Raw genomic sequence first — 25,671 nt, 5'->3', positions numbered from 1 at the left:
TCTATGACGCCTCCTGATAAAAACGAAGACACATCACGTTTCTCTGCGTTGAGCCGCTTGTTGCTGCTGACCGAGAGCGATGCCGTACGCAAGAAGCTGACTTGGGGACTCGTGGCGATCTGCGCAGCACTTGCAGTCTTCGATCTGTTATATCATCGCCATGGCAAGTTCGAGATAGAAACCCTACCGGCCTTCTACGGAATTTTCGGTTTTCTCGCTTTCGCCTTCATCATTTTTGCGACCAAGGTTTTGAAGAAACTGCTTGGCCGTCCGGAAGACTATTACGGCGAAGGCGCTGTAGATTCTGAAGATTACCCGGCCCGCAAGCTTGGTCTGAAGGAGTTCGGCGATGAGTGAGTTCATCACCGTTCTCAGCGCCAGCCCGATCTGGCTTTTTCTCGTCGGCGCTCTGCTGGTGATGCTCATTCCTGTGGCTACGTTCCGTCTCGCGGTAACATTGGTCGTGCCAATTCTGGCGGGCTGGATGATCTGGAACACCCCGGACGGAGTGTTCGGTGTCGGCAGGATCGAAACGCTAGACATCATTTTGATGCGCATGGACCCGCTGTCGCGCATTTTCGGACTGATCTTCTCCTTCGCCGCATTTCTGGCTGCTCTCTACGCCTGGCATGTGCGCGACACAGTTCAGCAGGTGGCTACGCTGCTCTATGCGGGATCGGCTATCGGAGCCGTCTTTTGTGGTGACCTCATCACGCTGTTTTTCTTCTGGGAAGGTACGTCCCTCGCTTCGGTCTTTCTGATCTGGCAGCGCGGTACAGAGGCTGCTTTCCGGACAGGTATGCGTTATCTTGTCTGGCAGATCGGATCAGGCGTTATCCTGATCGCCGGCATCGCCATCTATTACGGCACAGAGGGCAACGTTTCGTTCGATAAGATGACTGGCGGTGGGCCTGAGACATGGACGCTGGGCGTCTGGTTCATCTTTATCGCCTTCGGCATCAAGGCGGCCTTCCCGTTGATGCACAACTGGCTGCAGGACAGCTATCCGGCCGCCACAATCACGGGTGCGGTGACGCTGTCGGCCTTCACCACCAAAATGGCCATCTACTGCCTCGCCCGCGGTTTCCCCGGTACCGAGATGCTGATCTATATCGGCGCTGTGATGACGCTCTTCCCTATCTTCTTTGCAGAGATAGAAAATGATTTGCGTCGCGTTCTTGCCTATTCGCTCAACAACCAGTTGGGCTTCATGGTGGTTGGCGTTGGCGTCGGCACCGAAATGGCGCTCAACGGCACTGCCTCCCACGCTTTCGCGCATATTCTCTACAAGGGACTGCTGTTTATGGCTGTAGGCGCGGTGATGTTCCGCACAGGCACATCGAAAGCGTCAGAACTCGGCGGACTTTATCGCACCATGCCGTGGACGATGACGTTCTGTATCGTTGGCGCGATGTCGATCTCAGCTTTTCCATTGTTCTCAGGCTTCATCGCCAAATCACTCATTCTGGACGCTACCGCGACAGAACAGTATCCGGTGATTTGGGCCATTCTGGTTTTTGCCTCTGCTGGCGTTCTCAGTCATTCCGGCATCAAGATTCCCTATTTCACATTCTTCGCCCATGACAGCGGCAAACGCCCGGCTGAAGCACCAATGAATATGCTCTTGGCAATGGGCATCACCGCAGCAGCCTGTATCCTCGTCGGCGTGTTTCCTGCGCCGCTTTACGCCATGCTACCCTACGACGTGAACTATGTGCCCTACACGATTGATCATGTTGTCGGACAACTTCAGCTGCTCATGTTCGCGCTGCTAGCCTTTGCGTTGCTTATGCGCGGTGGGTTCTTCCCCGAAGAGAAGCGCTCGATCAATCTTGATACCGACTGGAGCTACCGCGTATTTGCTCCGGCAGTTTTCGGCTTTACGGCGCGTTTCATCAGCACAGTCTGGGAAGAGATTACGCGCGGCTTTGGTATTTTGCTCAAAGCAACGTTCAGTTTTCTAGAGAGCATTTACGGGCCGGAGGGGCGTGCTGCGCAGTTGCAACCGACCGGAACCATGGTGCTTTGGCTAGCTGTTCTTCTAGGTGCTGCGCTCAGCGTCAATCTGCTCGATCTACGATAGCGCCTGTCGGTTGTTCCGTGCCCTCAGCGCGCCTATCTGTTGGGCAGCAAACGCGAGGAGCAAGTTATGCCCAAGATCGACAAGACAGATAGCCAGTGGCGCGAAGAACTAACGCCTGAACAGTTTTATGTGCTGCGCGAAGAAGGCACTGAACGTGCGTTCACCAGCCCCTTGAATGATGAGAAGCGTGACGGTTTGTTCATCTGCGCCGGTTGTGAAAAGCCACTCTTCAAAGCGGAAACCAAATTCGATTCCGGTACGGGCTGGCCAAGCTTCTACGCGCCAATCGACGCCGATGCGGTGAGCGAACACACAGACCGCAAGCTGTTTATGAAACGCACAGAAGTGCGCTGCGCAGATTGCGGTGGCCACCTCGGCCATGTTTTCCCGGACGGCCCACGCCCAACAGGGCAGCGCTATTGCATGAACGGTATCGCCATGCAGTTTGATCCGGAAGGTGACGTTTGAATGGCCTTTGATCTTTCAGCGCTGACACCACCATCAGCAGAGAAACGGGCGACAACACGCACATATCACGGGCAGGATCTGTACGACGATTACGCTTGGTTGAGAGCCGACAATTGGCAAGAGGTAATGCGCGACCCCGCAGCTTTACCTCAAGATATTCGCGATTATCTCGAGGCTGAAAACACTTATCAAGAGGCCGCATTCGAAGACACCCAGCAGCTTCGTGATGAACTGTTTGATGAGATGAAAGCCCGTATCAAACCTGATGAATCCTCGGTGCCATCGCCCCATGGGAAATGGTCATACGCCTCACGCTACGAAGAGGGGGCCGAGTATCCACTCTTCACCCGCGAACCGCGTGACGGTGGTGAAGAGACGGTTTTATTCAACGGCCCCAAAGAAGCGAAAGACCACGAGTATTTCGCATTGGGGATGATGAGCCATTCGCCGGACCACGAGCGACTGGCTTGGAGCGTCGATACAAACGGTTCCGAATATCACCATATGCGCATCCGAGACCTTGCCAGCGGCGAGGACAGCGCGGAACTCGTCAGAGATGTCGGCAGCTTTGCCTGGTGCGCAGACGCCCGCTCTTACCTCTACGTGAAGGTTGATGAGAACCATCGGCCAAACAAAGTGTTTTACCGGCCACATGATGGCGAAGAGCAACTCATCTACAACGAGGAAGATGCCCGCTTTTATGTCGGTCTGGATCGTTCACTTGATGGCCGTTGGATCGCGATAGGCACTGGTCAAAATGACGAGGATGAAGTGCGCCTGTTGCGTGCTGATGACCCCACCGCAGAACCGATCCTCTTAGCACCGCGCCGCGCTGGTCATGAATACAGCGTAGATACCCATGGCGACCAACTGTTCATCACCACAAACTCCGGCGGTTCTGAAAACTTCCGCATCATGACGGCCAGTATCGACGCACCGCACGAGAGCGACTGGAAGGAATTGGTCCCTCACCGCAGCGACGTGCTGCTCGACGGTAGCTTTGTTCTAAAAAATTGGATGGTCCGTCAAGAACGCGAAAATGCTCTGCCCCGAATTGTCATTCGGCATCTGGAAAGCGGTGAAGAGCACACAGTTTCCTTCGACGAAGAAGCCTATTCTCTGGGAATTCGCTCAGGCTACGAGTTCGAAACCGATATCCTTCGTTTCAGCTATTCTTCGCCTTCTACGCCTGCACAGGTGTGGGACTATAACATGGCCACCCGCGAGCGCGTGCTTCGTAAGGAGCAGGAAATCCCCTCGGGTCATAATCCGTCGGATTACGTAGTACGCCGTCTCCATGCCCCATCGAGTTATGGCGTTATGGTGCCGCTGACGGTTTTGCACCGCAAGGATATGTCGCTTGACGGTTCTTCGCCGTGCCTGCTCTACGGCTACGGCTCTTACGGTGCGGGCATGCCCGCCAGCTTTTCTACCAACCGGTTGAGCCTTGTTGATCGTGGTTTCGTCTATTGCACCGCCCACATTCGTGGAGGCGATGAGCTTGGACGCAACTGGTACGAGCAAACTAAGAAGGCCGGTAAACCCCGCACGTTTCAGGACTTCATCGCGGCGGGTGAACATCTCGCGGCGGAAGGTTTCACGTCCAAAGGACAGGTTGTGGCGATGGGCGGTTCAGCAGGCGGGTTGCTGATGGGAGCTGTCACCAACATGGCGCCCGATCTCTTCTCAGGCATCATAGCGCAAGTGCCTTTCGTAGACGTTCTCAACACGATGCTCGACGATACGTTGCCGCTAACACCCGGCGAATGGAGCCAGTGGGGCAACCCCATCGAGAGCGCTGAAGAGTTCGCCATCATTCAGGGGTATTCACCCTACGACAACGTGGTCGAACAGGCCTATCCGCCGATCTTCGCTCTTTCGGGTCTCACCGACCCACGGGTGCAATATTGGGAGCCATCGAAATGGATCGCGAAGCTGCGGGAAAAGAGCGGCAACGCCAACACGATCCTGCTGAAAACCAATATGGGCTCCGGCCATTTTGGTAAGACGGGCCGCTTCGCATATCTAGAAGAAGTCGCGCTGGTCTATGCCTTCGCGCTCAAATGCGCTGGCAAAGCCTGATCTGACACCGCAACAAAAAGGGGAGCCTCGCGGCTCCCCTTTTCAATTCGTCTAACTGCCAGGCCTACTTTGCCTTGCTGTAGAGCTCGGCGACGTAGTCCCAGTTGATGAGATTATCGACGAAGGCTTCCAGATATTTCGGGCGCGCGTTGCGGTAGTCGATGTAATAGGAATGCTCCCAGACATCGCAGCCGAGGATTGGCGTTGCGCCATGCACCAGCGGGTTTTCACCGTTCGGCGTCTTGGAAATTTCCAGCTTGCCGTCTTTAACAGAAACCCAGCACCAGCCGGAACCGAATTGCGTAGCACCAGCGGCCATGAAGTCAGCCTTGAACTTGTCGTAGCCACCGAGATCGCCGTTGATAGCTTTTTCAAGCTCAGACGGCATTTTCTTGCCACCACCGTTCGGGGCCATCCAGTGCCAGAAATGCTCGTGGTTGAAATGCTGCGCTGCATTGTTGAACAGGCCTGCATTGGTGCCGTGGCTGGCCTTCACGATTTCTTCCAGCGACTTGTCGGCCATGCCCGCTTCTTCAGCTAGTTTATTGCCGTTATCGACGTAAGCCTTGTGGTGCTTGTCGTGGTGGTATTCCAGCGTTTCTGCCGACATGTAGTCGCCCAATGCGTCGTAGGCATAGGGCAATTCGGGAAGGGTAAAAGCCATAAAATGTCTCCTCTTAAATAATATGTCCGACTGGTTTCAGACGGCGGTATCGAATGCGTATTTCCAGTAGAGTTCCCGCGCGCGTGCTGCAACAGGCCCAGGCTGAAGATCACGCTCTTCATATTTGATAACGGGCATGACCTTCGCAAAGTTCCCTGTCGAGAAAATCTCGTCAGCATCGTCAAAATGCTGCGGTTTCAAGGTTGTTTCGCGCACTTCCATCCCGTCATCGCCCAGCAATTGGATGACCCTGTGGCGTGTGATACCGGATAAAAATGTACCATTTGTCGCGGGCGTATAGACGACACCATCCTTCACCATGAACAAGTTCGATGTTGCCAGTTCTGCCACGTTGCCAAGCATGTCGAGCAGAACTGCGTTACCGAAACCGCGATTTTTCGCCTCAACCAAAGCGCGTCCGTTATTGGGATAAAGGCACCCAGCCTTCGCATCCAACGGCATGCATTCCTGAGTCGGTCTGCGAAAGGGTGAGATCGTGATGCTCGTGCCCTTCGGTTCGGGCATGGGCGTCACGTAGATCGAAATAATGAACTTGGTCGATTCCGGCAGCGGCGCGACCGCCACCTCATTGCCCTGCGTCGCGTAGTACATCGGACGAATATAAAGGGCGGCATCCGGCGCGAATTTGGCCACGCCCTCGCGGCAAAGTGCGGTAATTTCGTCTGCCGTCTTGGTCGGCTCAAGACCTAAAGCAACCGCAGATTTGTTCAGCCGGGCGCAATGCAAATCGAGATCGGGCGTGACACCTTCAAAGGCACGGGCACCGTCGAAAACGCTGGAACCCAACCAGAATGCGTGTTCGCGCGCGCCGATGATCGGCACATTGCCCTCATGCCATTCATCGTCGGTGTAGGTCCAAGTTTCGGAAAATTCTGACACTGGTTCGTCCTTCCAGATGAGCTTGAACCGACGCTATGCCGCGCATCACCTTGACGCAACGGCCCAACACGCGGCTTGGTACGGTTTGAGCCAATATCCGAGCCGCAATCATGCCCAACACACCCGCCGCTTACGTATTCGATGCCTACGGCACACTGTTCGATGTTCACTCTGCTGTCCGTAAATATGCGGACCAGCTTGGACCGGATGCCGCGGCGCTCTCCGACATGTGGCGTAACAAACAGCTGGAATACACGTGGGTTAGAACCCTTATGGGGCGTTACGTAGATTTCTGGGAAATCACACAGCAAGCGCTGGATTTTGCATTCGCCCGTTTTCCATCAGCCTACAAAAGCGTTCGCGACGACCTGCTGGATGCCTATTGGGAATTGGAAGCCTACAGCGAAGTGCGCGACGTCCTTGGCAAATTGCAGGCAAGCGGCGCGAAGACCGCAATTTTCTCCAACGGTTCCCCAGATATGCTGGCAGCCGCGGTAGCCTCTGCCGATCTCGATGATGTCTTGGATGCCAGCATATCGGTGCATAGACTTCGGCAATTCAAGGTCGTGCCATCGGCGTATCAGTTGGTCTGTGATGAGTTCGCCCTGCAGCCGGAAGACGTTTCGTTCCAGTCATCCAACCGTTGGGACATCGCGGGCGCAAAGGCATTTCGCTTTGGCACAGTATGGTGCAACCGCACCGGCCAGCCCGATGAATATGCCGACCTCACGCCCGACCGCGTGATCTCCGACCTCACGGAGCTTCTTTAGAAGCCCCGCTTGAGACTGCCCAGAATACCGCGCACAAGGGCGCGACCAAGCGACGTGGCAACTGTGCGGGTGACCGATTTAATCGCAGCTTCAGCAACCGTCTGACGGCCTGAACCACGGCTTTTCTTGCGGCTTTTACGGGCCTCGGCGCGCGCTTCAGTTTCGCGTGCTTTTTCTTCCGCTTCCAAACGCTCTTGCTCTTCTTCGGCCTTGGCCTGTTTTTCGGCACGTTTGGCGAGAATTTCGTAAGCGGATTCGCGATCTACGGCCTTGTCATACTGACCAGCGACAGGGCTCATCGCCACCACCTTTGCGCGCTCGGATTTCGTCAACGGGCCAAGGCGAGATTGCGGTGGGCGTATCAGAGTGCGCTGCACGATGGACGGCACGCCCTTCTTTTCCAGCGTTGAGACAAGCGCTTCACCGACGCCGAGATTTTTGATGGTGTCCATCGCATCGAAATCAGGGTTCGGGCGGAAAGTTTCTGCCGCCGTTTTCACGGCCTTCTGCTCGCGCGGCGTGTAAGCGCGAAGCGCATGCTGTACGCGGTTGCCCAGTTGGGCCAGCACACCGTCCGGCACATCCAACGGATTCTGAGTGACGAAATAGACGCCAACACCTTTGGAGCGGATGAGTTTGACGACTTGCTCGACACGCTCGGTCAGCACTTTGGGTGCGTCGTCGAACAGCAAATGTGCTTCGTCGAAAAAGAATACGAGGCGCGGTTTGTCGGAGTCACCGACCTCCGGCAATTCCTCGAAAAGTTCCGACAAAAGCCAAAGGAGAAACGTTGCATAGAGACGTGGCGACATCATCAATTTGTCGGCGGCCAACACGTTGATCGAACCGCGACCGTCCCGGGTGGTCCGCATCAGATCGGCGATCTCAAGTGCTGGTTCGCCGAAGAAATGGTCGCCGCCCTGCTCCTCCAACACCAGCAGCGAACGCTGGATTGCCGAGACCGACTGCTTGTTTACGTTGCCCAGCTTTGCGGAAAGTTCCTTGGAACGCTCCGAAACATTGACCAACATGGACTGCAAATCTTTGAGGTCGAGAAGCAGCAATCCCTCGTCATCAGCCACGCGGAATGCGATGTTCAAAACGCCTTCCTGAGCGTCCGTCAGGTCCATCAGGCGCGACAGTAACAGCGGGCCCATTTCGGAAACCGTGGTGCGGATGGGGTGGCCCTGTTCGCCGAAAAGGTCCCAGAAGATCGCGGGAAAATCCTGATACTCGTAGTCTTCGAGACCAATATCCTGCGCGCGTTTCTCAAGGAAATCCTTGCCCTTACCGGCCATCGCAACGCCGGACAGATCGCCCTTCACATCGGCGCAGAACACGGGAACGCCAGCGTTGGAAAAGCCTTCCGCAAGTATCTGCAGCGACACCGTTTTACCCGTGCCGGTAGCGCCGGTGATAAGACCATGGCGGTTGGCGAGGGACAGTTCGAGATATTCCGGCCCCTGCAATTCGTCTTGCGGGTTGCGGCTGGTGCCGAGGTAGATTTTACCGTCTTCGAGCATGGGGAAAGTCCGAACTGTGCGAGATTTGTGCCATCTATACGGCGGCAACGCTTGGCCCGCAAACCCTGCGAGCCTTTGAAGCTGTGGCACGGTTCCTGCATGGCAAATGGTGAAACTCCACGTTCGTACCGGATCGGGACATGCTGAGACGTCGCTTTATTATCAGTGCATTAGCCAGTGTTGCTGCGGTTCCCGCTGCGGCACAAATTCAATCGGCGTCTTTGCGCGGGTCGCTGGATGCTACGAGTTTTGGTGTGGTGCCAGGAAATGGCGATGACCAGAGCGCTGCACTGAAACGCGCGTTGGAAAAAGCGTCTGCCGAAGACAAAGCGGTGTTCCTGCCGCCGGGCGTTTATGGCGTCTCGAATCTGGAACTTCCGATGCGAACGCGTTTGATCGGAATTTCCGGTGCGACCCGTTTAATTTACAGCGGCGGCGGCGCAATGCTGACGGCCACCGGCTGCGAACGTGTTGAAATAGCTGATGTTTCCTTTGACGGGGCGAACCGTCCGCTGGCCGATAATTTAGGTGCATTGTTGCAAACGCGGGCTTGTCCGCGGGTGGTTTTGGACAATTGCACATTTGCCGGAAGCGCCGGCGCGGGCATGTTTTTAGAAGCCTGCGGCGGTAGAATTCATCACTGTTCGATTTCCGGCGCAGCATCTGTTGCCGGTATTTATGCGGTGGGTTCCACCGGACTTTCCATCACCGACAACGAAGTTCGCGACTGTGCCGATGGTGGAATTTTGGTGCACCGCTGGGAGATCGGCGAGGACAACACGATCATTTCCGGCAATCGCATCGAGCGGATCGGCGCGCGCAGTGGCGGTACGGGCCAGTACGGTAACGGAATAAATATATTCCGCGCTGGCGGCGTAAATATCTCAAATAACCATCTGAAAGACTGCGCTTTTTCGGCAATCCGCGCAAATTCCGGGAATAATGTCGCTATTTCGGGAAACACATGCCTTCGTTCGGGAGAAACCGCCATTTATTCGGAATTCGCCTTCGAAGGGGCGATGGTGGCCAACAACATTGTGGATGGTGGCACGACCGGCGTGTCCATCGTCAATTTCAACGAGGGTGGACGCCTTGCGGTGGTCGCCAACAACCTCATCCGCAACATGTCCGCCACCGGTCCATACCCCGCCGATATCGACGAATTCGGCACGGGCATTTCTGTGGAAGCGGAAACGACGGTTACGGGAAATGTGGTCGAAGGCGCACCCAATATGGGCATCGGTATGGGATGGGGTCCGTACATGCGAAACGTGGTGGCGAGTGGAAATATTTTGCGGAACTGCCGAACGGGAATCGTGCCCACCGTGGTGGAAGGCGCTGGGTCCGCGATCATCACCAACAATGTGATCGACCGCCCGACCCGTGGCGGCATTATCGGCCAACGCTGGCGTGAGGTTGCGACCGGCGAATTGGTGGGGCGCACCAGCGGTGTACCCGAGCATCTGACGCTGGCAAACAACCGGGTGACGAAAGCGTGACGCCGCCAAAGGTGTTGCGCCATCGTGTCGCCAGCTTTGGAATGTGAGAGTTGAAGCACCACATATCTCCCAAGATCTCACCTCACATGAAGCGCATTTTGACGTTTACCTTTGTCTTTCTCATCGCCATTTTTATCGCACCCGCGTTGCTCCACATCGCCGTGTGGACGGCAGGCGAGAAGCCGACGAGTTGGCGGACCGCAGACTGGTCGAGTGCTGGCACTCTGCCGCGCGTTTTGCCGGAGCGTGATGCGGTTATTCATGTGATGTCAGCGCGTACCGGTGGCTTGAAAGGCGCGCTGGCGACGCATTCATGGATATTGCTCAAGAAGCCGGGGCGTCAGCAATTCGACCGTTATGATGTGGTCGGTTGGGGCCGCCCCGTTCGCAAAAACGCTTACGCGCCGGATGCGCGCTGGTATTCCAACCCGCCGCGTATCGACGCCACAATTTCCGGCCCGGAGGCCGAAAAGCTGATCCCCAAGCTGGAAGCGGCCATAGGAAGCTATCGATATAATGAGCCGGGTGACTACAAAATCTGGCCGGGGCCGAATTCAAACACCTTTGTAGCCCACGTTCTGCGCGCGGTGCCTGAGCTGGAAGCTGTCACCACTTCCACCGCCGTGGGCCGCGATTTCCCCAGCGAAGGTCAATGGTTCACGATGAACAGTAGCGAAGGACTGCGCGTCTCGCTGGCCGGATATGCAGGTTTTGCAATCGGCCAGCGCTACGGGTTCGAACTGAACTTTCTTGGCCTGGTCTCTGGTTTTCACCCTGCCGATGGCATCGTGAAAGTTCCCGGTTTCGGCAATTTTCACCTTTGGGGTGATGGTCCGGCGACTACTTGATACGCTCCAGAATGGACACGTAGTTCGCCACCGCAGCGCCGCCCATATTGAAAATTCCGCCCAGTTCCGGGGCTTTCAACTGCATGCCTTCCGGCGCGGTGCCGGTGAGCTGCATCGCGGTCAACGCGTGCATGGAAACGCCCGTTGCACCGATGGGGTGACCCTTTGCTTTCAAACCACCTGACACATTGACCGGCAGGCGTCCGTCGCGATGAGTGATACCGTCTTTCAAAACGTCCGCGCCCTTGCCGCGCGGTGCGAGACCCATGGCTTCGTATTCCATCAACTCCGCGATGGTGAAGCAGTCGTGGGTTTCGACAAATGACAGATCATCAATGGTGAGGTTCGCCTGATCGAGCGCTCGTTTCCACGCTTCAGCGCAGCCTTCGAAACCCAGAATATCGCGCTTCGACATGGGCAAGAAGTCCTGCGCGTGGGCGGTGGAACGAAGTGCTACGGCCTTGTTCATGGAAAGCGCCGTTGCCGTGTCCGATAACACGATTGCCGCTGCGCCATCAGAGACCAGCGAGCAGTCCGTGCGCTTCAGCGGCCCTGCAACGTATGGGTTCTTGTCGCTGGTTTCGCGGCAAAAGTCGTAGCCCAAATCCTTCCGCATCTGCGCGTAGGGATTGTGCACGCCGTTGGCATGGTTCTTCGCGGCAATCGCTGCCAGTGCATCGGATTGGTCGCCGAATTTCTGGAAATAGGCATCGGCAATGTTGCCGAAAACACCGGCAAATCCCATCGGCGTGTCGCCATCTTCCTTCAGATAGGACGCCTTCAACAGGTTCGCCCCAACCGCCGGACCGGGGGTATCGGTCATCTTTTCCACACCGACCACCAGCACATGCCGCGCCTGCCCGGAATTGACCGCACGAGCGCCTTGGTGGACCGCAGCGGAACCGGTGGCGCAGGCGTTCTCGACCCGCGTGGCGGGTTTGAAGCGGAAGCCATCATCCGCCTGATAAACGAGACTTGCGGTGAAATCCTGCGCGGAAAAACCGGCGTTGAAGTGACCGAGTATCACCTCGTCGATGTCCGCCGCCTCCAACCCAGCATCTGCCAGCGCATCGCGGGTGACGCCGGTGATGAGGCTTTCGACGTCTTCGCCTTCCAGCTTGCCGAATTGCGAATGAGCCCAACCGGTGATGCATGCGGTCATGTGGTGCGTTCCTGAACTGCGTTTCCACCAAAATAATATCCAATCGGTTTGATTGCAAAGTTAAGTGGAAGTGAAGGGGTAAGAACCCTCGTCTGCGTTGACGCAGGTGCGACCGCCCCCCTAGAAGATGTGCAATTCTCCCAATGTTTTGGAAACGCATCATGTCCACCAAAGTCGCCATCAACGGGTTCGGCCGCATCGGCCGCAACGTCCTTCGCGCCATTCTGGAATCAGGTCGCACCGATATCGAAGTCGTCGGCATCAACGACCTTGGACCGGTGGAGACCAACGCCCACCTGCTGCGATACGATTCGGTTCATGGCCGCTTCCCCGGCACGGTGACGGTAGATGGCGAGAGCATCACCATTTCCCACGGCGACCGCACGATGGGCCCGATCCGCGTGACCGCAATCCGCGACCCAAAAGACCTGCCTTGGGGTGAGCTTGGCGTCGAAATCGCCATGGAATGCACAGGCATTTTCACCGACCCGGCCAAGGCGAAAGCCCACATCGAAGCAGGCGCCAAAAAAGTGCTGATCTCCGCGCCGCTTTCCAATGCGGTGAATGCTGAGAAAACGATCGTTTACGGTGTGAACCACAACACGCTGACGGCAGACGACACGATCGTTTCCAACGCCTCCTGCACCACCAACTGCCTCGCGCCGGTTGCCCATGTGCTGCACAACAAGTTCGGCATCGAGCACGGCTACATGACCACCATCCACGCCTATACCGGCGACCAGCCGACGCTGGATACGATGCACAAAGACCTCTACCGCGCCCGCGCTGCAGCCATGTCGATGATCCCGACCTCCACCGGCGCTGCCAAGGCCGTGGGCCTCGTGCTACCGGAGTTGAACGGAAAGCTAGACGGTTCTTCCATCCGCGTGCCTACCCCCAACGTTTCCGTGGTCGATCTGAAAGCCGTTTTGTCACGTGACGTGACAGCAGATGAAGTGAACGATGCCATCCGTGAAGCAGCCGAAGGCGAACTGAAGGGTATTTTGGACTACGACACGGAAGCCAAGGTCTCCATCGACTTCAACCACGACCCGCATTCATCGAATTTCGCGTCAGCCCAGACCAAAGTGGTCGGCGGCAACATGGCGCGCATTCTCACCTGGTACGATAACGAGTGGGGCTTCTCCAACCGCATGAGCGACACAGCAGTCGCCATGGCGAAGCTCGGCTAGTCTAATTAGATTCGGGATCGCCGTTTTGGACAGGACAAAGCGTCCATCGTTTTGTTTCTTTGTCTTGAACGACGGTCCCATCAGCTTCCATAAGACCTAAGACAGTTCTTGGGATATGACCGACGTGACCAATATGTCCGGCGTAAATGCCTAAGGCTTTCCCTATTTCGACATTCCGAAGACCAACGTCGCCTGACTCAGACAATATCATATGAACAGCGGCTCTCAGGTCACTAAGTGCCGATTGTGCAAGTTGATATGATTTCGACATCTTAGTTTCCATAAATGGCTGGGGCGGCAGGATTCGAACCTGCGAATGGCTGCACCAAAAGCAGCTGCCTTACCACTTGGCCACGCCCCAGCATTGTGCCGAATAACACGGCACGGGCGCTTCTATAGGTGAGGCTGCGGCACGCTGCAACGGTTCCAGCACCACCTTTCAGCTTTCTTCGTCATTTTCTGTGTCGCCCGCCTGTTCGGCGTGCTGTGTATCGGGCTCGGCAACGCGAAAAGCGTCTTCCAACCGTTCGAAGGTCATCTCTGAAATTTCACGTAGCGCGAGCAGCCGCTCGTCTTTTTCTGTGTTGTTCATCCGAGCCAAGAGTGCGCCGAGAAGTTTGGCTTCGTCCTCCGGCGGACGAGCCAGCACGAAGTCGAAGCCGAAATTTCCGCGATATTGCGACCGCAGCGACGGCCAACTTTGGCTTGGAATTTCTTCAGCCTCTTCCGTCGCGGGAACAGGTGGTGCGTCTCCTTCTTGCGGCAGCACGCCGTCATGAGCGATTATCAGGTCGCAGCGCTTGCGATCTCCAGCATCCATCACCTCATTAAACAGCGCCTTATGGAGCATGCGCACAGAGCCGAAGGGGCGATTGTCGACGACGCGTTCCGGCAACCAGCGTTCACCCTGCAGAATGGGCGTGAGGTAGTCGATGAAGGTTTCAGGCTCCATCTTGTTCAGCTCATCGAACGGTATTTCATCCATCCTTGGAGACAACCTTTTCCTTCATCGCATCGACCGCGATCAACACGGCTTCCGGCGTAGCGGGGGCATTTAGTGCTGCAGCGTACCGTCCACCGGACAGTGATGAAACGGCATCGCGTAACGCCAGCCAAACCGAAATCGCCAGCATGAGCGGAGGTTCCCCGATAGCTTTCGAACGGAACACCGTGTCTTCGCGGTTCGGCTTATCATCAAGAATGGATACGTTGAAAACCGGTGGCACATCACGCGATCCGGGAATTTTATAGGTGGACGGGCCGATGGTCCGCAGCTTGCCCTTATCGTCCCACCACAGCTCCTCGCAGGTGAGCCAGCCCATGCCTTGAACAAAGCCACCTTCGATCTGGCCGAGGTCGATGACCGGGTTCAACGGCTTGCCGCAATCCTGCACGATGTCCGTCCGCAGGCAGCGGTTTTCGCCGGTCAGCGTATCAATAACGACTTCAGAAACGGCTGCGCCATAGGTGTAGTAAAAGAACGGTCGACCTTTGAGTGTTTTGCCGTCCCAATGAATTTTGGGGGTTTTGTAAAAGCCAGCTTCAGATAATCCGATCCGTTCTGCCCAGCAGTGTTTGGCGAGCGTACCGAAGGTAATCGAACGACCACCTGCTGAAACGGAGCCGTCTTCGAAAATGATGTCTTCGACGGGGCAGTCAAAATGCTCTGCAGCAGCCTTCGCCATCCGCGCACGTATCGCTGTGGCGGCATTGAATGCAGCAGCGCCGTTCAGATCTGAACCAGCTGATGCCGCCGTGGCCGATGTGTTCGGCACTTTGCCAGTGGTGGTTGGCGTGATAGAAATAGCGTCTAGGGGCAGACCGAAAACTTCTGCCACGACCTGTGCTACTTTCGTGTTCAACCCCTGCCCCATTTCGGTGCCGCCATGGTTTAAGTGGACGGAACCGTCCATGTAAACATGGACCAATGCACCGCCCTGATTAAGCGCGGTGAGGTTGAAGGAAATGCCGAATTTCACCGGCATCATTGCGAGGCCTTTTTTCAGAACAGGGCTTTTGGCATTGAACTCGTCAATCTCGATACGGCGGCGGGTCCATTCCGCATTTTCCATAACGCGATCAACTACATCCGTGATTCTGTTATCATCCACCGGTTGCCCGTACGGCGTCTCTTCGCCGGTGCCGGGTCCATAGTAATTGACCGCCCGAACTTCGTTCGGATCTTTGCCCAAATGCCGTGCGATCTCATCAATCATCGCTTCTGAAGCGAGTATACCTTGCGGCCCGCCAAAGCCTCTAAAGGCGGTGTTCGACACCGTGTTGGTTTTGGCTGAAAACCCCGTGAAATCGGTTGCGGGCAAATGATAGCAATTGTCAAAATGGGTCAGAGCACGGGTGACGACCGGGCCGGTGAGATCCGCCACGTGGCCGGAATTGGCGAGCGCCTTCACCTTCATCGCAGCGATGCGTCCCGTCTTCGAGACACCAACCTGCCAATCCATCTTGAAACCATGGCGTTTGCCGGTGGCAGCCATATCGTCATGGCGACGCAGCCGAAAGCTGCATGGTTTTCCGGTCAGCCGCGCCATAACCGCAGCTAGGCCAGCGATGATGGTGGGCTGACTTTCCTTGCCACCAAAGGCACCCCCCATACGCCGTATCTGCACATCCACACGATGGCTCGCCACGCCTAAAGCAAGCGCGGTGTGCACCTGCACTTCGGTGGGATGTTGGGTCGAGGACCAGACCAGCATGTCCTCGTCTTCGCCGAGAATGGCGAGAGCAATGTGGGTTTCGAGATAGAAGTGATCCTGCCCACCCATAGTCAGCGAACCGGAGATTACCTCATCGGCTTTGGCCATTTCCGATGCGGCGTCACCGGATGCAAGTAGCTGGGTGGGATGGGTGAAATCGTCAGCATCAAACGCGGTATCGAGATCGAAATTCGGTGCTTTTTCCTCAATGTCCAAGACGACCAAACGGGCCGCTTGTTGGGCAAGCTCGAAGGAAGTCGCCGCGACCACTGCAACTATTTGACCAACATGCAGCACCTCGTCTTCAGCGAGAAACGGTTCGTTCGCCAGAATAGGCGCAGCTTCGTTGCTGCCCGGAATATCGGCGGCTGTGATGACGCTGGCGACACCATTTAGGTCCAGCGCCGCTGAAGTATCAATGTTCTTCAGCTTGCCCTTTGCCACCGGTGAAAGAACGGGTGCCAGATGCAGCGTGCCCGGCAGCTCCGGCATGTCATCTATGTAGATCGCCTCACCGCGAACGTGGCGGCGCGCGCTATCATGAGGATGGCTCCGCCCCACCACTTTTCGTTCGATGGCAAGCGGGTCAGCCTTGAGTGCTTTTGGATCGGTTCGGATGTTCAAAGCGCCATCACCTCCACAATTTCACCTGACAGGTCGAGTGCAAGCCGCTTTGGCAGGTTGCGTGCCACGCGCATGCGATAGTTGGCTGTTCCGCGCATATCCGACATGGGTGCGAGGTCGGCTTCAATAGCGTCGGAAATTCGGGCATCGTTCAGCGCTTCGAGCGGCTTGCCAACCAACAAAGACTCCGCGCTGCGGCATCGTACTGGTGTGGCCGCCATGCCACCGAATGCTATGCGGGCTGATGCGATTTTTTCACCATCCATCCGGACGGAGAACGCGCCGCAAACGGTAGAAATGTCCTGATCGTAACGTTTCGACACTTTGTAAACGCGAAACTCCACATCCTTTGAAAGCGGAATTTCGATAGCTGCGATAACCTCGTTTTCGCGAAGAATGGTCTCGCGGTAACCAGTGTAAAAATCTTCGACCGATACGCGGCGTTCTCCAGCAGATGACTTCAAAACCAACGCAGAATCGAGCGCAATCAGACTTGGCGCGCTATCACCGATAGGACTGGCGGTGGCGAGATTGCCTCCCATCGTACTGACAGAACGCACCTGAACCGAACCAAAACGGCGCAACATCGCCGCAAAACTGGGCCAATGCATTTCCAGATGCGGAAGCATATCGCACCAGCGCGCCGCACCACCGATGCTCAGGTGAGTGGCGTTCGTTTCGATCCTCGCAAGCTCTGCAATCGCTCGCAGCGAGATAATGTTGTCGTGGCGGGTGTGGGCTTGGGCGACCGACAGATTGTCGTCGGTTCCTCCCGCCAGCAATGGTGAACCGGGATGTGTTTTCATCACCGCCCATAGCTCTTCAAAATTACCGGGATGGTGCATTTGCGAGTTAGCAGAACCAACAGATGCGCGTCGCCCGCCCGATGGCGAAGCCGCGTTCAGCTTCACAGGCGCGGTGGCCAAAGCAGCCTCCACGATAGGGCGATAGCCGGTGCAACGGCACAGATTACCGGCCAGAGCTTCGTGAACAGCAGGCTCGTCGACAGCCGTGTCGCCATCACCAAGACCGGCCAATGCACAGACGATGCCGGGTGTGCAAAAACCGCATTGGGATGAACCATTTTCGGCCATCAATGACTGCACCGGATGCCCATCGGGCCCCATCGCAGCCAAGCCCTCAACAGTCATCAGGCTTGCGCCTTCCACTTGGCCCATAAGCAAGATGCAGGAATTGGCCGGGCGATAACGATCATCATCCGGCGCGCGCATCAAAATTGAACAGGCTCCACAGTCACCTTCGGCGCAGCCTTCCTTGGTGCCACGCAACAGCGCATCGCCCCGCAACCACTCCAGAACGGTACGGTCGGCGCGGCATTCAGCGCTTGTCGGTGCGCCGTTCAAATCAAATGTAATAGGTTCGGTCATGCCACCATGTTGGCGCATAGATATGCGCCGTCAAGCAGGGTTTTGCATGTTCCGGATCAAGCGCAAGCGTCGTAACCCAACCATTCGTCTTGTTGAACACGGAGACGGTAGAGTGGCGTATCGCGGGCAACATCGACGCTGTGTCGCGTTATGAGGCTGCCTTTGGCAATGTCCTGCGTGACGCGGCCATTGTGCAGCAGGCCAACAGGAATAGCGCCTTCCGCCCGCGCTTCGCCAGCCTCCATTGCCCATGAGCGGTAACAAGTCTCGCCGATGAAATCCAAAGTCTCGCCCACTTTCAAATCGCGTTTTGCCAACGCGCAAACCTCTGCCACAGGACGCGGCAACGGCTTCATGTCGCTTGTGCCGTAGAGCACTGCGCGAGCCGCTGACAGCGGTACTTCGAGCGATGTGAGATGGTAAGGGCGGTAGAACGTGTAATATGGACCCGGCCCGAGATGCAGATCGTTCATGCGCTCACGCACGCGGTGGTGGCGCATATCGGCGATAACAAACACCCCGGGTGCGACGCCTTTACCAACCGTGAAATCGACGCAGCCGTGGCGGGACAACAGTCCGCCCTCTTCGGTGGGACACAGCACATTGTGCAACTCATCGAGCGAGCAATCTGGACCGTGCATACCGGGTCTATCCGGCACAAGGCCGGTCGCGTTAGCAATACAGGTCATCTCGACCATGGTCTTTGAGCCATCGACGAATTCCACCAGCATACGCGGGTTCATGTTCCGGCGTTCGGCCTCTTCGCGGTAATCATCCGGCACTGCATCGATACGGAAGGCGTTGTTTTTGCCTTTACCGGCAGCGACCACAGGGTAGCCCAATGCAGTGACCCAATCATAGATTTCCAACACAGAACTGGGCTCGTCGCCCGCACCGACTGTATAGACGAGACCCCGCTTTCGGGCTTCTTCAGCCATGATCGCACCAACGGTGACGTCGGCTTCGACATTCATCATCACCAGATGTTTACCGGCTTCCAATGACGCCATGCCCAGCTCGGCACCGGCTGCGGGAACGCCCGTGGCGTCGATGACAACATCGGCCTGATCGTGGGTGATCGCGGTTGTCGCGTCCTGCACGATGGGGATGCGCTTGCGGTCCAACGCGTTCGAAATATCGCGGTGGGTATCGCAGATCACGCCCATATCATCGTCATGCCCGGCGAGTGCAATGGCTGGTTTTGCGCTTTGCAAACGGCGGTCGACGATGGATGAGATTTCCACGCCGCGCATTTGGCGAATGGCGGTGACGAGATCCGTACCCATTTCGCCAGCACCAATAATGCAAACGCGCACCGGCTTGCCGTCATCAGCACGTTTAGCGAGGTCAGCGCCTAGGCCTGTTGCAGGAATGCGTGGCGGTGGGAACGGTAGGTCGGTGTGGCCCATCAGGCGTTTCCTCAAACAAAAACCGCGCTGGATCTGTTGATCGCAGCGCGGTTTGAAATTTTAATGGCAAAAGCGATCAGGCGCGACGCAGCAACTTCCAAATTGCAGCAAGGGCAGCTGATGCGAGTGCAATTTTGACGATGTCACCCAACACGAAGGGAGCAACGCCGAATTCGAATGCTTTGGACGCCCCAATGAGTGTCGTGAGCCACACAAAACCGAGGGCAAAAAGGATCATATCAGCAACCAACATGGTTCCGAACATAGCGAATGGGCGCTTTGAAAAACCACGGTCTGCAGCTTCACCCACGATGCCTGCAGCGATGATGAAGCCAACCAGGTAACCGCCCGTTGGACCCATCATGTAAGCCGGACCGGAAGCTACGCCAGAGAACACGGGCAATCCCATGATGCCCTGCGCGAGGTAGGCGAGTATCGTGATAATTGCGAGGTTGCGACCGTAAGCAGCCGCGATGCCGAAGATGGCCAATGTCTGCAGCGTCTGCGGTACAGGAAAGAACGGAACCTGTGTTTTAGCGGCTACTGTCATTAGCACTGTGCCTAAAACGACGAGGCCTGTCTGGCGGATGATACGGCTCGTCCCTTCACTTGGCAGATAGGTAGGTGCGAGAGCTGCAGAATTCAGAGCCATGGTGGATTTCCCATAATTTGGATGCAGATGCCATCATCTGCTTTCGCGCAACCATATTGACTTGCAAGGGGGCTGCCAAGACAAGTCGTCACGCTTTCCCGCATTGCGCACTTTAACGCTGTAAAAATTGTGCGCGCTTCTGAGGCTTTGCCATGTCTTCCCCCAAATTCCGGATGCAGTTCGAACCGCGCCACGGTAAGGCCGTTGAAGTCGCGCCGGGTATTACCCGTGTTGTGTGCAACAATCCATCGCCTTTCACATTCCACGGCACCAATAGCTACTTGTTGGGCACTGACGAAGTAGCTGTCGTCGATCCGGGGCCATTGAACGACGGGCATTTCGATGCGTTGATTGCAGCTATAGCCGGACGGCCCGTCAGCCACATTCTCATCACGCACACCCATGTGGACCACTCGCCGCTGGCCGCTCGTTTGAAAGACGCTACCGGCGCAGAGACTTATGGCGAAGGCCCGCATCGCGCGGCCCGACCTTTGGCGCTGGGCGAAACGAATGCGCTGGATGCCAGCGGAGACACCGATTTCGTACCGGACGTGAAGGTAGCTCACGGCGATATTGTCGAGGGCAATGGATGGACGGCCAAGGCGCTTTTCACACCGGGGCACATAGCCAACCATCTGGCTTTCGCATTGCAAGGAACAGACTTCATGTTGTCTGGTGACCATGTGATGGCGTGGGCCACATCCATCGTTGCCCCGCCAGACGGTTCGATGGCCGATTATATGGCGTCGCTTGAGGTGATGCTGGCAGAACCGCAAAGTATCTACTTTCCGGGCCATGGAGGACGGTTGGAAAACGCTCACGCCTTCGTTCGCGCTCTGCGGGCGCACCGCAAAATGCGTGAGCAAGCCGTTCTGGATCAGGTTCGTAAGGGGCGACACACAATTCCCGATATGGTTGCGGTCATCTACCGGTCGACGGACCCAAAGCTCCACGGCGCGGCAGGACTTTCCGTGCTGGCGCATCTGGAAGATCTTGTGGGCAAAGGATCGGTGCGATGTGACGGCGCCCCGTTGCTGGACAGCATCTACACGGCAGCCTGAGTACCTAGTTCGCCAACCCCTGAAGAGACGCGTCCAAGTCGGCTAGAAACGCTTCGATTTGCGCGGCGTTGGCACCAAGATCGTGCGGTCCGAAACGCGAATTGGAACGCATATCGACAAGCGTTCCGGTTTCCTCTTCGATCATTCGGATTACCACATCACTTTGAAAACCGAAGATCAGTGATGTGGCTACAGCCTCGATATATCGCTCGTCTTGATCCGCATCATCGCTGGCGGTACGCCCGATTGGGGATACCTGAACGGTCTCAAAAGCCTCTACTGGCGCCGATGACGGTGTGCGCGATGTATCAGGTCTAAACCTAGGTATGCTCGGATTAAGTGGCATGCCGTCAGAGCCGGTTACCGGTCGCGCCATGAGATCGCTACCTTCTTCATCAATCGCGGTCTCGGAATTGTTGCGTTCTCCCGTCAGGATCGTCCAGTCGCGTTCGCTGACCAATTCCACCGCTGCACGGAACACCCTTACCATGCCCAGCGGATAGCGCCGTGCCGCGACACGCGGGTAGTTTTCCAACTGCAACTGTTTTTGAATCTCATCGAACGCACTTTGGCCATTCATACCCGTCGCACGATCATCCATGACCGTGTCGAATTGCGGCGGTTCTTCAAGGTCAGTGGATATGTCGTAAAGCTGCGGCAGAGCGAATGCCCGCACCCCTTGATAAAGGAATGGTGCGACCAAAAGCATAGCAATCGCGAGGCCTCGCGCTGACCGTATTCCGCCCTTATCTCCGAACGTCCAAAGCCGGTACAGCCCCCAAACGCCGAGGCCTATCGCCAGCAACAGCATGGCGGCACCGAGCCCTAACAGCCAAAATGCTTGCGCGGTTTCAATACTACCAAAGCGATGGCCCAAAATAACGATGGCAAGATACGGCACGCAGAAGATTGCCATGCGTTGGCACCAAGCTGCTGCTGTGGAGACGCCGCGCGCCTCCACTTCAAATCGTTCGATGTATCCCGTACGCATCATGGCGATGTCATAGCGCAGGTGTCGCCCACGGCAATACGCTTAAGCAGTTGGCAGCTTGTAGTCGGCAAATTGTTTCCGCAGTTCGATCTTTTGAATCTTACCCGTTGCCGTGTGGGGAATCTCCTCCACAAACGCCACGTCATCAGGCATCCACCACTTGGCAACCTTGCCTTCCATGAAGCCCAGAATGCCTTCTTTCGTAGGCGTTGCGCCCTTTCGCGGAATGCAGATGAGGAGCGGCCGCTCGTCCCATTTCGGGTGGGCGACACCGATCACGGCAGCTTCCTGAACATCGGGATGGCCGACCGCAAGATTCTCCAGATCGATGGTGGAAATCCATTCGCCGCCGGACTTGATGACGTCCTTGGCGCGGTCGGTAATCTGCATGTAGCCATACTGATCGATATGCGCGACATCGCCGGTGTCGAACCAGTTGTCCCCGTCGAATTGTTCAGCGCCTGCACCGCCGTAATAGGCTTTGGCAACGGCTGGACCGCGCACTTTCAGACGGCCAAAGGTCTTGCCGTCCCACGGCAGTTCCTTGTTTTCGTCATCGGTGATCTTCATCTCGACGCCGAAGGGTGCAAAACCCTGCTTCTCTTTCACATCGAGCGTTTTTTCGACGTCCAACCCACCATATTCCGGTTTGATCGAGCCGAGCGAACCGAGCGGGCTCATTTCCGTCATGCCCCATGCGTGAACGACCTCGACATCGTAGTCGCGTTCGAACTTTGCGGTTATTGCGCGCGGACACGCCGCCCCGCCAACGACGACGCGGGTAAGGTGCGGGAGTTTCTTGCCGGTCTCTTCGAGATAGTCCAGCAAACCCAACCAGACGGTGGGGACCGCTGCGGTAAATGTGACTTTCTCCGTGTCCAACAGTTCAAAAATCGACGCGCCATCCATGCCGCCACCGGGCATAACCATGGTGGTGCCGGTCAGCGGCGCGGCCATGCCGAGGCCCCATGAGTTGGCATGAAACATCGGGACGACCGGCATCAGCACTTCGTTCGATGACAGGTTGAGCGCGTCCGGCAATGCGGCCATCATGGCGTGAATGACGTTGGACCGGTGGCTGTAAAGCACACCTTTGGGGTCGCCGGTTGTGCCGGATGTGTAGCACATGCCGGCAGCGGTTTCTTCGGGGAAATCGGCCCATTTGAAGTCCGCATCGCTCTCGGCAATCAGCGTTTCGTAGCAGATGAGATCGAGCTTGCTTTCCGGCATGTGCTCTTCGTCTGTGAGAACGATGATGTGGCGCAGGCCCGGTACTTTCTCGGCAATGGCTTCGACAATCGGCACGAATGTCAGGTCCACCAAAATGGCCTGATCGTCCGCATGGTTCATGATCCAGGCGATCTGGTCCGGAAACAGCCGCGGGTTCAGCGTGTGATAGATCGCACCGATGCCCATGATGCCGTACCACGCTTCCATATGACGACCGGTGTTCCAGGCCAGCGTCGCGATGCGGTCGCCAAGCTTGTAGCCGTTGCCTTCAAGCCATTTCGCCAGATGCTTTGAGCGGGTGTGAATGTCGCGATAGTTCGTGCGGGTGATCGGGCCTTCGGTGGACCGTGAAATTACCTCGCGCGCGCCATGTTGTTCGGCTGCGTAGTCCAGCAATTTGTGGCACAGCAGCGGCCATTCCTGCATCAAACCCAGCATCGTCATTCTCCTACCACGTATGGTCAAACGGGCCACATCGACCGCGAATCCGTTCGCGACTTTGGGCGACAGTTACGCTCACGTCAAAGCTTGCGGGAAGATGCCTTGCGGGACTAGGTTCAACGCCAACCGATGCGCCCACCAACCGGCGGAGCAAACCATGAGCCAGCCACTTTCAAACCTTCAGGCCCGCGACCTCGATGCGGTGCTGCACCCCTATTCACCGCTGCATAAATTGCGCGAAATCGGGCCGACCATCATGGCCAGCGGCAAAGGTGTTTTCATCACCGATACGCAGGGCAATGAGTATATCGAAGGCATGGCAGGTCTTTGGTGCACCGGTCTCGGTTTCGGCAATGAAGAAATGATCGACGCCGCCACCGAGCAAATGCGTACCCTGCCCTATTACCACCAGTTCTCGGGTCGCGGCACGGAACCTGCGATCGAGTTGGCCGAAAAGCTGAAGGAACTTTCGCCCTTCGATACGTCGAAGGTTTTCTACACTTCGTCCGGTTCGGAGGCGAACGACACGCAGGTGAAGCTGGCTTGGTATTACAACAACGCGTTGGGGCGCCCGAAAAAGAAGAAAATTATCAGCCGCATGAAGGCCTATCACGGTGTCACGCTCATGGCCGCCTCGCTGACCGGCCTGCCCGCGAACCACATGGATTTCGACCTGCCCTTCGACGGCGTGCTACACACAGATTGTCCGCACCATTACCGCTTCGGCCATGATGGTGAGAGCGAAGGCGAATTCGTTGCCCGTCTGGCAAAATCGCTGGAAGACCTGATCGAACGCGAAGGCGGCGATACGATTGCCGCCATGATCGCCGAACCCGTTATGGGTGCCGGTGGTGTCATCGTGCCTCCGTCAGGCTATTTCGAGGCCATTCAACCGATCCTGAAGCAGCACGATATTCTGCTCATCGACGATGAAGTCATCAACGGCTTCGGTCGCACCGGCGAATGGTTCGGCGCATCGTCCCACGGCATGGTGCCGGACACGATTTCGGTCGCCAAGCAGATGACGTCTGCCTATGCCCCGCTTGGTGCCGTGATGATCCCGCAATTCATGATGGACGCGCTGGAAGATCAGTCCCGCAAGATCGGCGTTTTCGGCCACGGTTATACCTATGGCGGCCATCCACTCGGTTGTGCCATGGGCGTGAAAGCCATCGAAATTTATCAGCGCATGAACATCGTGCAGCGCGTGCGCGACCTCACTCCGCTGTTCGAACAACGCCTTGCCAAACTACGTGACCACCCGCTTGTGGGCGAAGTCCGCAATTCAGGCCTCGTTGGTGGTGTCGAACTGGTGTCGAACAAAGCGACGAAACAGGCGTGGTCGCCGACCCAAGGCGTAGGCGCGCATTGCGCCACGCGGTGCCAGGCGCACGGTGTCATATTGCGACCCATCGGCGATACGATTGCTATATGTCCGCCAATGATCATCACGGAAGATGAGTTAAACGAATTGTTCGACCGTTTGGAACTCGCGCTGGACGACACTGAACACTGGGCCAACAAAGAAGGCCTGCGGGCAGCCTAAACGTGTCTGGCGAGAGCCGATTGAAACTTCAGACAGTCGGGCGACGCCACTGCAATGCAGCGCCTGCGATCAAAGTCCATCCCAATAGGCCTCGGCTGTGGAAGGACAGATTGCTGCGTTCGCTGAAGGTTAGAAGGTGCAGCAATTTCAAAGGCGATGGCGGCATCTGGGTGACGATCTGCAACGGCAGATTGTCGATCAAGACCATGTAGTAGAAATAGTAGATTTGCGGTGTGAGCCAGTCGAACAAAGCAAAAGCGATGACGGCGATCAACAAACGCTGCCAGAATGGCCTGCCGCCCGCCAAGTACCAGACAGTCCAAAGCCAGATGGCAGCCAAGGCCGTAGAAATTAAGAGCAATCCTGCTTGGCCGACGGCAGATAGCGTGAAGAACGAGTCCTCGCTATAAAAACCTGTCACGT

The 25,671-nt window shown here is 56.6% G+C and carries 22 protein-coding genes and 1 tRNA gene; 10 read left to right on the top strand and 13 right to left on the bottom strand.

The window, feature by feature from the left end; all coding sequences use genetic code 11:
- Positions 1-3: 3 nt before the first annotated feature.
- From R2A130_RS11315 to R2A130_RS11300, 4 genes are all read left to right on the top strand, one after another.
- A complete protein-coding gene (locus R2A130_RS11315; protein ID WP_009758189.1) occupies positions 4-357 on the top strand; it encodes a hypothetical protein in 354 nt (117 codons plus the stop codon).
- Positions 350-2,083: a Na(+)/H(+) antiporter subunit D gene (locus tag R2A130_RS11310; RefSeq protein WP_009758188.1), complete on the top strand. Its 1,734-nt coding sequence runs from the start codon at positions 350-352 to the stop codon at positions 2,081-2,083. Before R2A130_RS11315 ends, R2A130_RS11310 begins: the two co-directional genes overlap by 8 nt.
- Positions 2,084-2,149: 66 nt before the next feature.
- Complete coding sequence (gene msrB / locus R2A130_RS11305; protein ID WP_009758187.1) at positions 2,150-2,551, top strand: peptide-methionine (R)-S-oxide reductase MsrB; 402 nt, start codon at positions 2,150-2,152, stop codon at positions 2,549-2,551.
- The gene (locus R2A130_RS11300) at positions 2,552-4,633 is read left to right on the top strand and encodes a S9 family peptidase (RefSeq protein WP_009758186.1); all 2,082 of its coding nucleotides are present in this window, start codon (positions 2,552-2,554) and stop codon (positions 4,631-4,633) included.
- Between the two features lie 64 nt (positions 4,634-4,697).
- Here R2A130_RS11300 and R2A130_RS11295 read toward each other — a convergent pair whose 3' ends face one another.
- Together R2A130_RS11295 and R2A130_RS11290 are read right to left on the bottom strand one after the other, a co-directional pair.
- On the bottom strand, positions 4,698-5,297 hold the full coding sequence (locus tag R2A130_RS11295; protein ID WP_009758185.1) for a superoxide dismutase: 600 nt from the start codon (positions 5,295-5,297) through the stop codon (positions 4,698-4,700).
- A gap of 36 nt (positions 5,298-5,333) precedes the next feature.
- Entirely contained in the window at positions 5,334-6,197 is an 864-nt protein-coding gene (locus R2A130_RS11290; RefSeq protein WP_009758184.1) for a branched-chain amino acid aminotransferase, read from the bottom strand.
- A 110-nt stretch (positions 6,198-6,307) separates the two neighbouring features.
- On the opposite strand from R2A130_RS11290, the gene R2A130_RS11285 reads away from it, so the two are divergent.
- Complete coding sequence (locus tag R2A130_RS11285) at positions 6,308-6,967, top strand: haloacid dehalogenase type II (protein ID WP_009758183.1); 660 nt, start codon at positions 6,308-6,310, stop codon at positions 6,965-6,967.
- Here the strand turns inward: R2A130_RS11285 and R2A130_RS11280 are convergent.
- On the bottom strand, positions 6,964-8,490 hold the full coding sequence (locus R2A130_RS11280) for a helicase HerA-like C-terminal domain-containing protein (RefSeq protein WP_009758182.1): 1,527 nt from the start codon (positions 8,488-8,490) through the stop codon (positions 6,964-6,966). The two genes, R2A130_RS11285 and R2A130_RS11280, sit on opposite strands and share 4 nt — an antisense overlap.
- A gap of 140 nt (positions 8,491-8,630) precedes the next feature.
- On the opposite strand from R2A130_RS11280, the gene R2A130_RS11275 reads away from it, so the two are divergent.
- Positions 8,631-9,989, top strand: coding sequence for a TIGR03808 family TAT-translocated repetitive protein (locus R2A130_RS11275; RefSeq protein WP_009758181.1), 1,359 nt, complete (start codon positions 8,631-8,633; stop codon positions 9,987-9,989).
- 86 nt (positions 9,990-10,075) lie between these two features.
- Entirely contained in the window at positions 10,076-10,837 is a 762-nt protein-coding gene (locus R2A130_RS11270) for a DUF3750 domain-containing protein (protein ID WP_009758180.1), read from the top strand.
- On the opposite strand, the gene R2A130_RS11265 is transcribed toward R2A130_RS11270, so the two are convergent.
- Positions 10,830-11,999, bottom strand: a complete 1,170-nt coding sequence (locus tag R2A130_RS11265) for an acetyl-CoA acetyltransferase (RefSeq protein ID WP_009758179.1) — start codon at positions 11,997-11,999, stop codon at positions 10,830-10,832. The two genes, R2A130_RS11270 and R2A130_RS11265, sit on opposite strands and share 8 nt — an antisense overlap.
- 161 nt (positions 12,000-12,160) lie before the next feature.
- On the opposite strand from R2A130_RS11265, the gene gap reads away from it, so the two are divergent.
- On the top strand, positions 12,161-13,192 hold the full coding sequence (gene gap, locus R2A130_RS11260; RefSeq protein ID WP_040305834.1) for a type I glyceraldehyde-3-phosphate dehydrogenase: 1,032 nt from the start codon (positions 12,161-12,163) through the stop codon (positions 13,190-13,192).
- A gap of 286 nt (positions 13,193-13,478) precedes the next feature.
- Here gap and R2A130_RS11250 read toward each other — a convergent pair.
- The 6 genes from R2A130_RS11250 to R2A130_RS11225 all read right to left on the bottom strand — a co-directional run bounded on the left by R2A130_RS11250 (position 13,479) and on the right by R2A130_RS11225 (position 19,979).
- A tRNA-Gln gene (locus R2A130_RS11250) sits at positions 13,479-13,553 on the bottom strand.
- Positions 13,554-13,631: 78 nt separating this feature from the next.
- A complete protein-coding gene (locus R2A130_RS11245) occupies positions 13,632-14,177 on the bottom strand; it encodes a 2-oxo-4-hydroxy-4-carboxy-5-ureidoimidazoline decarboxylase (protein WP_009758177.1) in 546 nt (181 codons plus the stop codon).
- Complete coding sequence (xdhB, locus tag R2A130_RS11240; protein WP_009758176.1) at positions 14,170-16,530, bottom strand: xanthine dehydrogenase molybdopterin binding subunit; 2,361 nt, start codon at positions 16,528-16,530, stop codon at positions 14,170-14,172. The genes R2A130_RS11245 and xdhB overlap by 8 nt, the downstream gene beginning before the upstream one ends.
- Positions 16,527-17,918 carry a xanthine dehydrogenase small subunit gene (locus R2A130_RS11235; RefSeq protein WP_040305831.1) on the bottom strand — a complete coding sequence of 464 codons (1,392 nt, stop codon included), beginning with the start codon at positions 17,916-17,918 and terminating at the stop codon, positions 16,527-16,529. The genes xdhB and R2A130_RS11235 overlap by 4 nt, the downstream gene beginning before the upstream one ends.
- Positions 17,919-17,974: 56 nt before the next feature.
- Complete coding sequence (locus R2A130_RS11230; protein WP_009758174.1) at positions 17,975-19,327, bottom strand: NAD(P)H-dependent oxidoreductase; 1,353 nt, start codon at positions 19,325-19,327, stop codon at positions 17,975-17,977.
- A 76-nt stretch (positions 19,328-19,403) separates the two neighbouring features.
- A complete protein-coding gene (locus R2A130_RS11225) occupies positions 19,404-19,979 on the bottom strand; it encodes a biotin transporter BioY (RefSeq protein ID WP_009758173.1) in 576 nt (191 codons plus the stop codon).
- Between the two features lie 152 nt (positions 19,980-20,131).
- Here R2A130_RS11225 and R2A130_RS11220 point away from each other — a divergent pair, with 152 nt between their 5' ends.
- On the top strand, positions 20,132-21,040 hold the full coding sequence (locus R2A130_RS11220) for an MBL fold metallo-hydrolase (protein ID WP_009758171.1): 909 nt from the start codon (positions 20,132-20,134) through the stop codon (positions 21,038-21,040).
- Between the two features lie 4 nt (positions 21,041-21,044).
- Here the strand turns inward: R2A130_RS11220 and R2A130_RS17620 are convergent, their stop codons facing one another.
- Positions 21,045-22,034 carry a DUF1499 domain-containing protein gene (locus R2A130_RS17620; RefSeq protein ID WP_050786123.1) on the bottom strand — a complete coding sequence of 330 codons (990 nt, stop codon included), beginning with the start codon at positions 22,032-22,034 and terminating at the stop codon, positions 21,045-21,047.
- 39 nt (positions 22,035-22,073) lie between these two features.
- Positions 22,074-23,699 (bottom strand): long-chain-fatty-acid--CoA ligase, encoded by a 1,626-nt coding sequence (locus tag R2A130_RS11210; protein ID WP_009758169.1) that lies wholly within the window; start codon positions 23,697-23,699, stop codon positions 22,074-22,076.
- Positions 23,700-23,859: 160 nt separating this feature from the next.
- On the opposite strand from R2A130_RS11210, the gene R2A130_RS11205 reads away from it, so the two are divergent.
- The gene (locus R2A130_RS11205) at positions 23,860-25,248 is read left to right on the top strand and encodes an aminotransferase (RefSeq protein ID WP_009758168.1); all 1,389 of its coding nucleotides are present in this window, start codon (positions 23,860-23,862) and stop codon (positions 25,246-25,248) included.
- Positions 25,249-25,276: 28 nt separating this feature from the next.
- On the opposite strand, the gene R2A130_RS11200 is transcribed toward R2A130_RS11205, so the two are convergent.
- Complete coding sequence (locus R2A130_RS11200; RefSeq protein ID WP_040305651.1) at positions 25,277-25,669, bottom strand: hypothetical protein; 393 nt, start codon at positions 25,667-25,669, stop codon at positions 25,277-25,279.
- Positions 25,670-25,671: the final 2 nt, after the last annotated feature.

The sequence above is a fragment of the Ahrensia sp. R2A130 genome (assembly GCF_000179775.1).
Lineage (GTDB): Bacteria > Pseudomonadota > Alphaproteobacteria > Rhizobiales > Rhizobiaceae > Pseudahrensia.
This window is presented reverse-complemented; position numbering and strand designations above follow the sequence as displayed.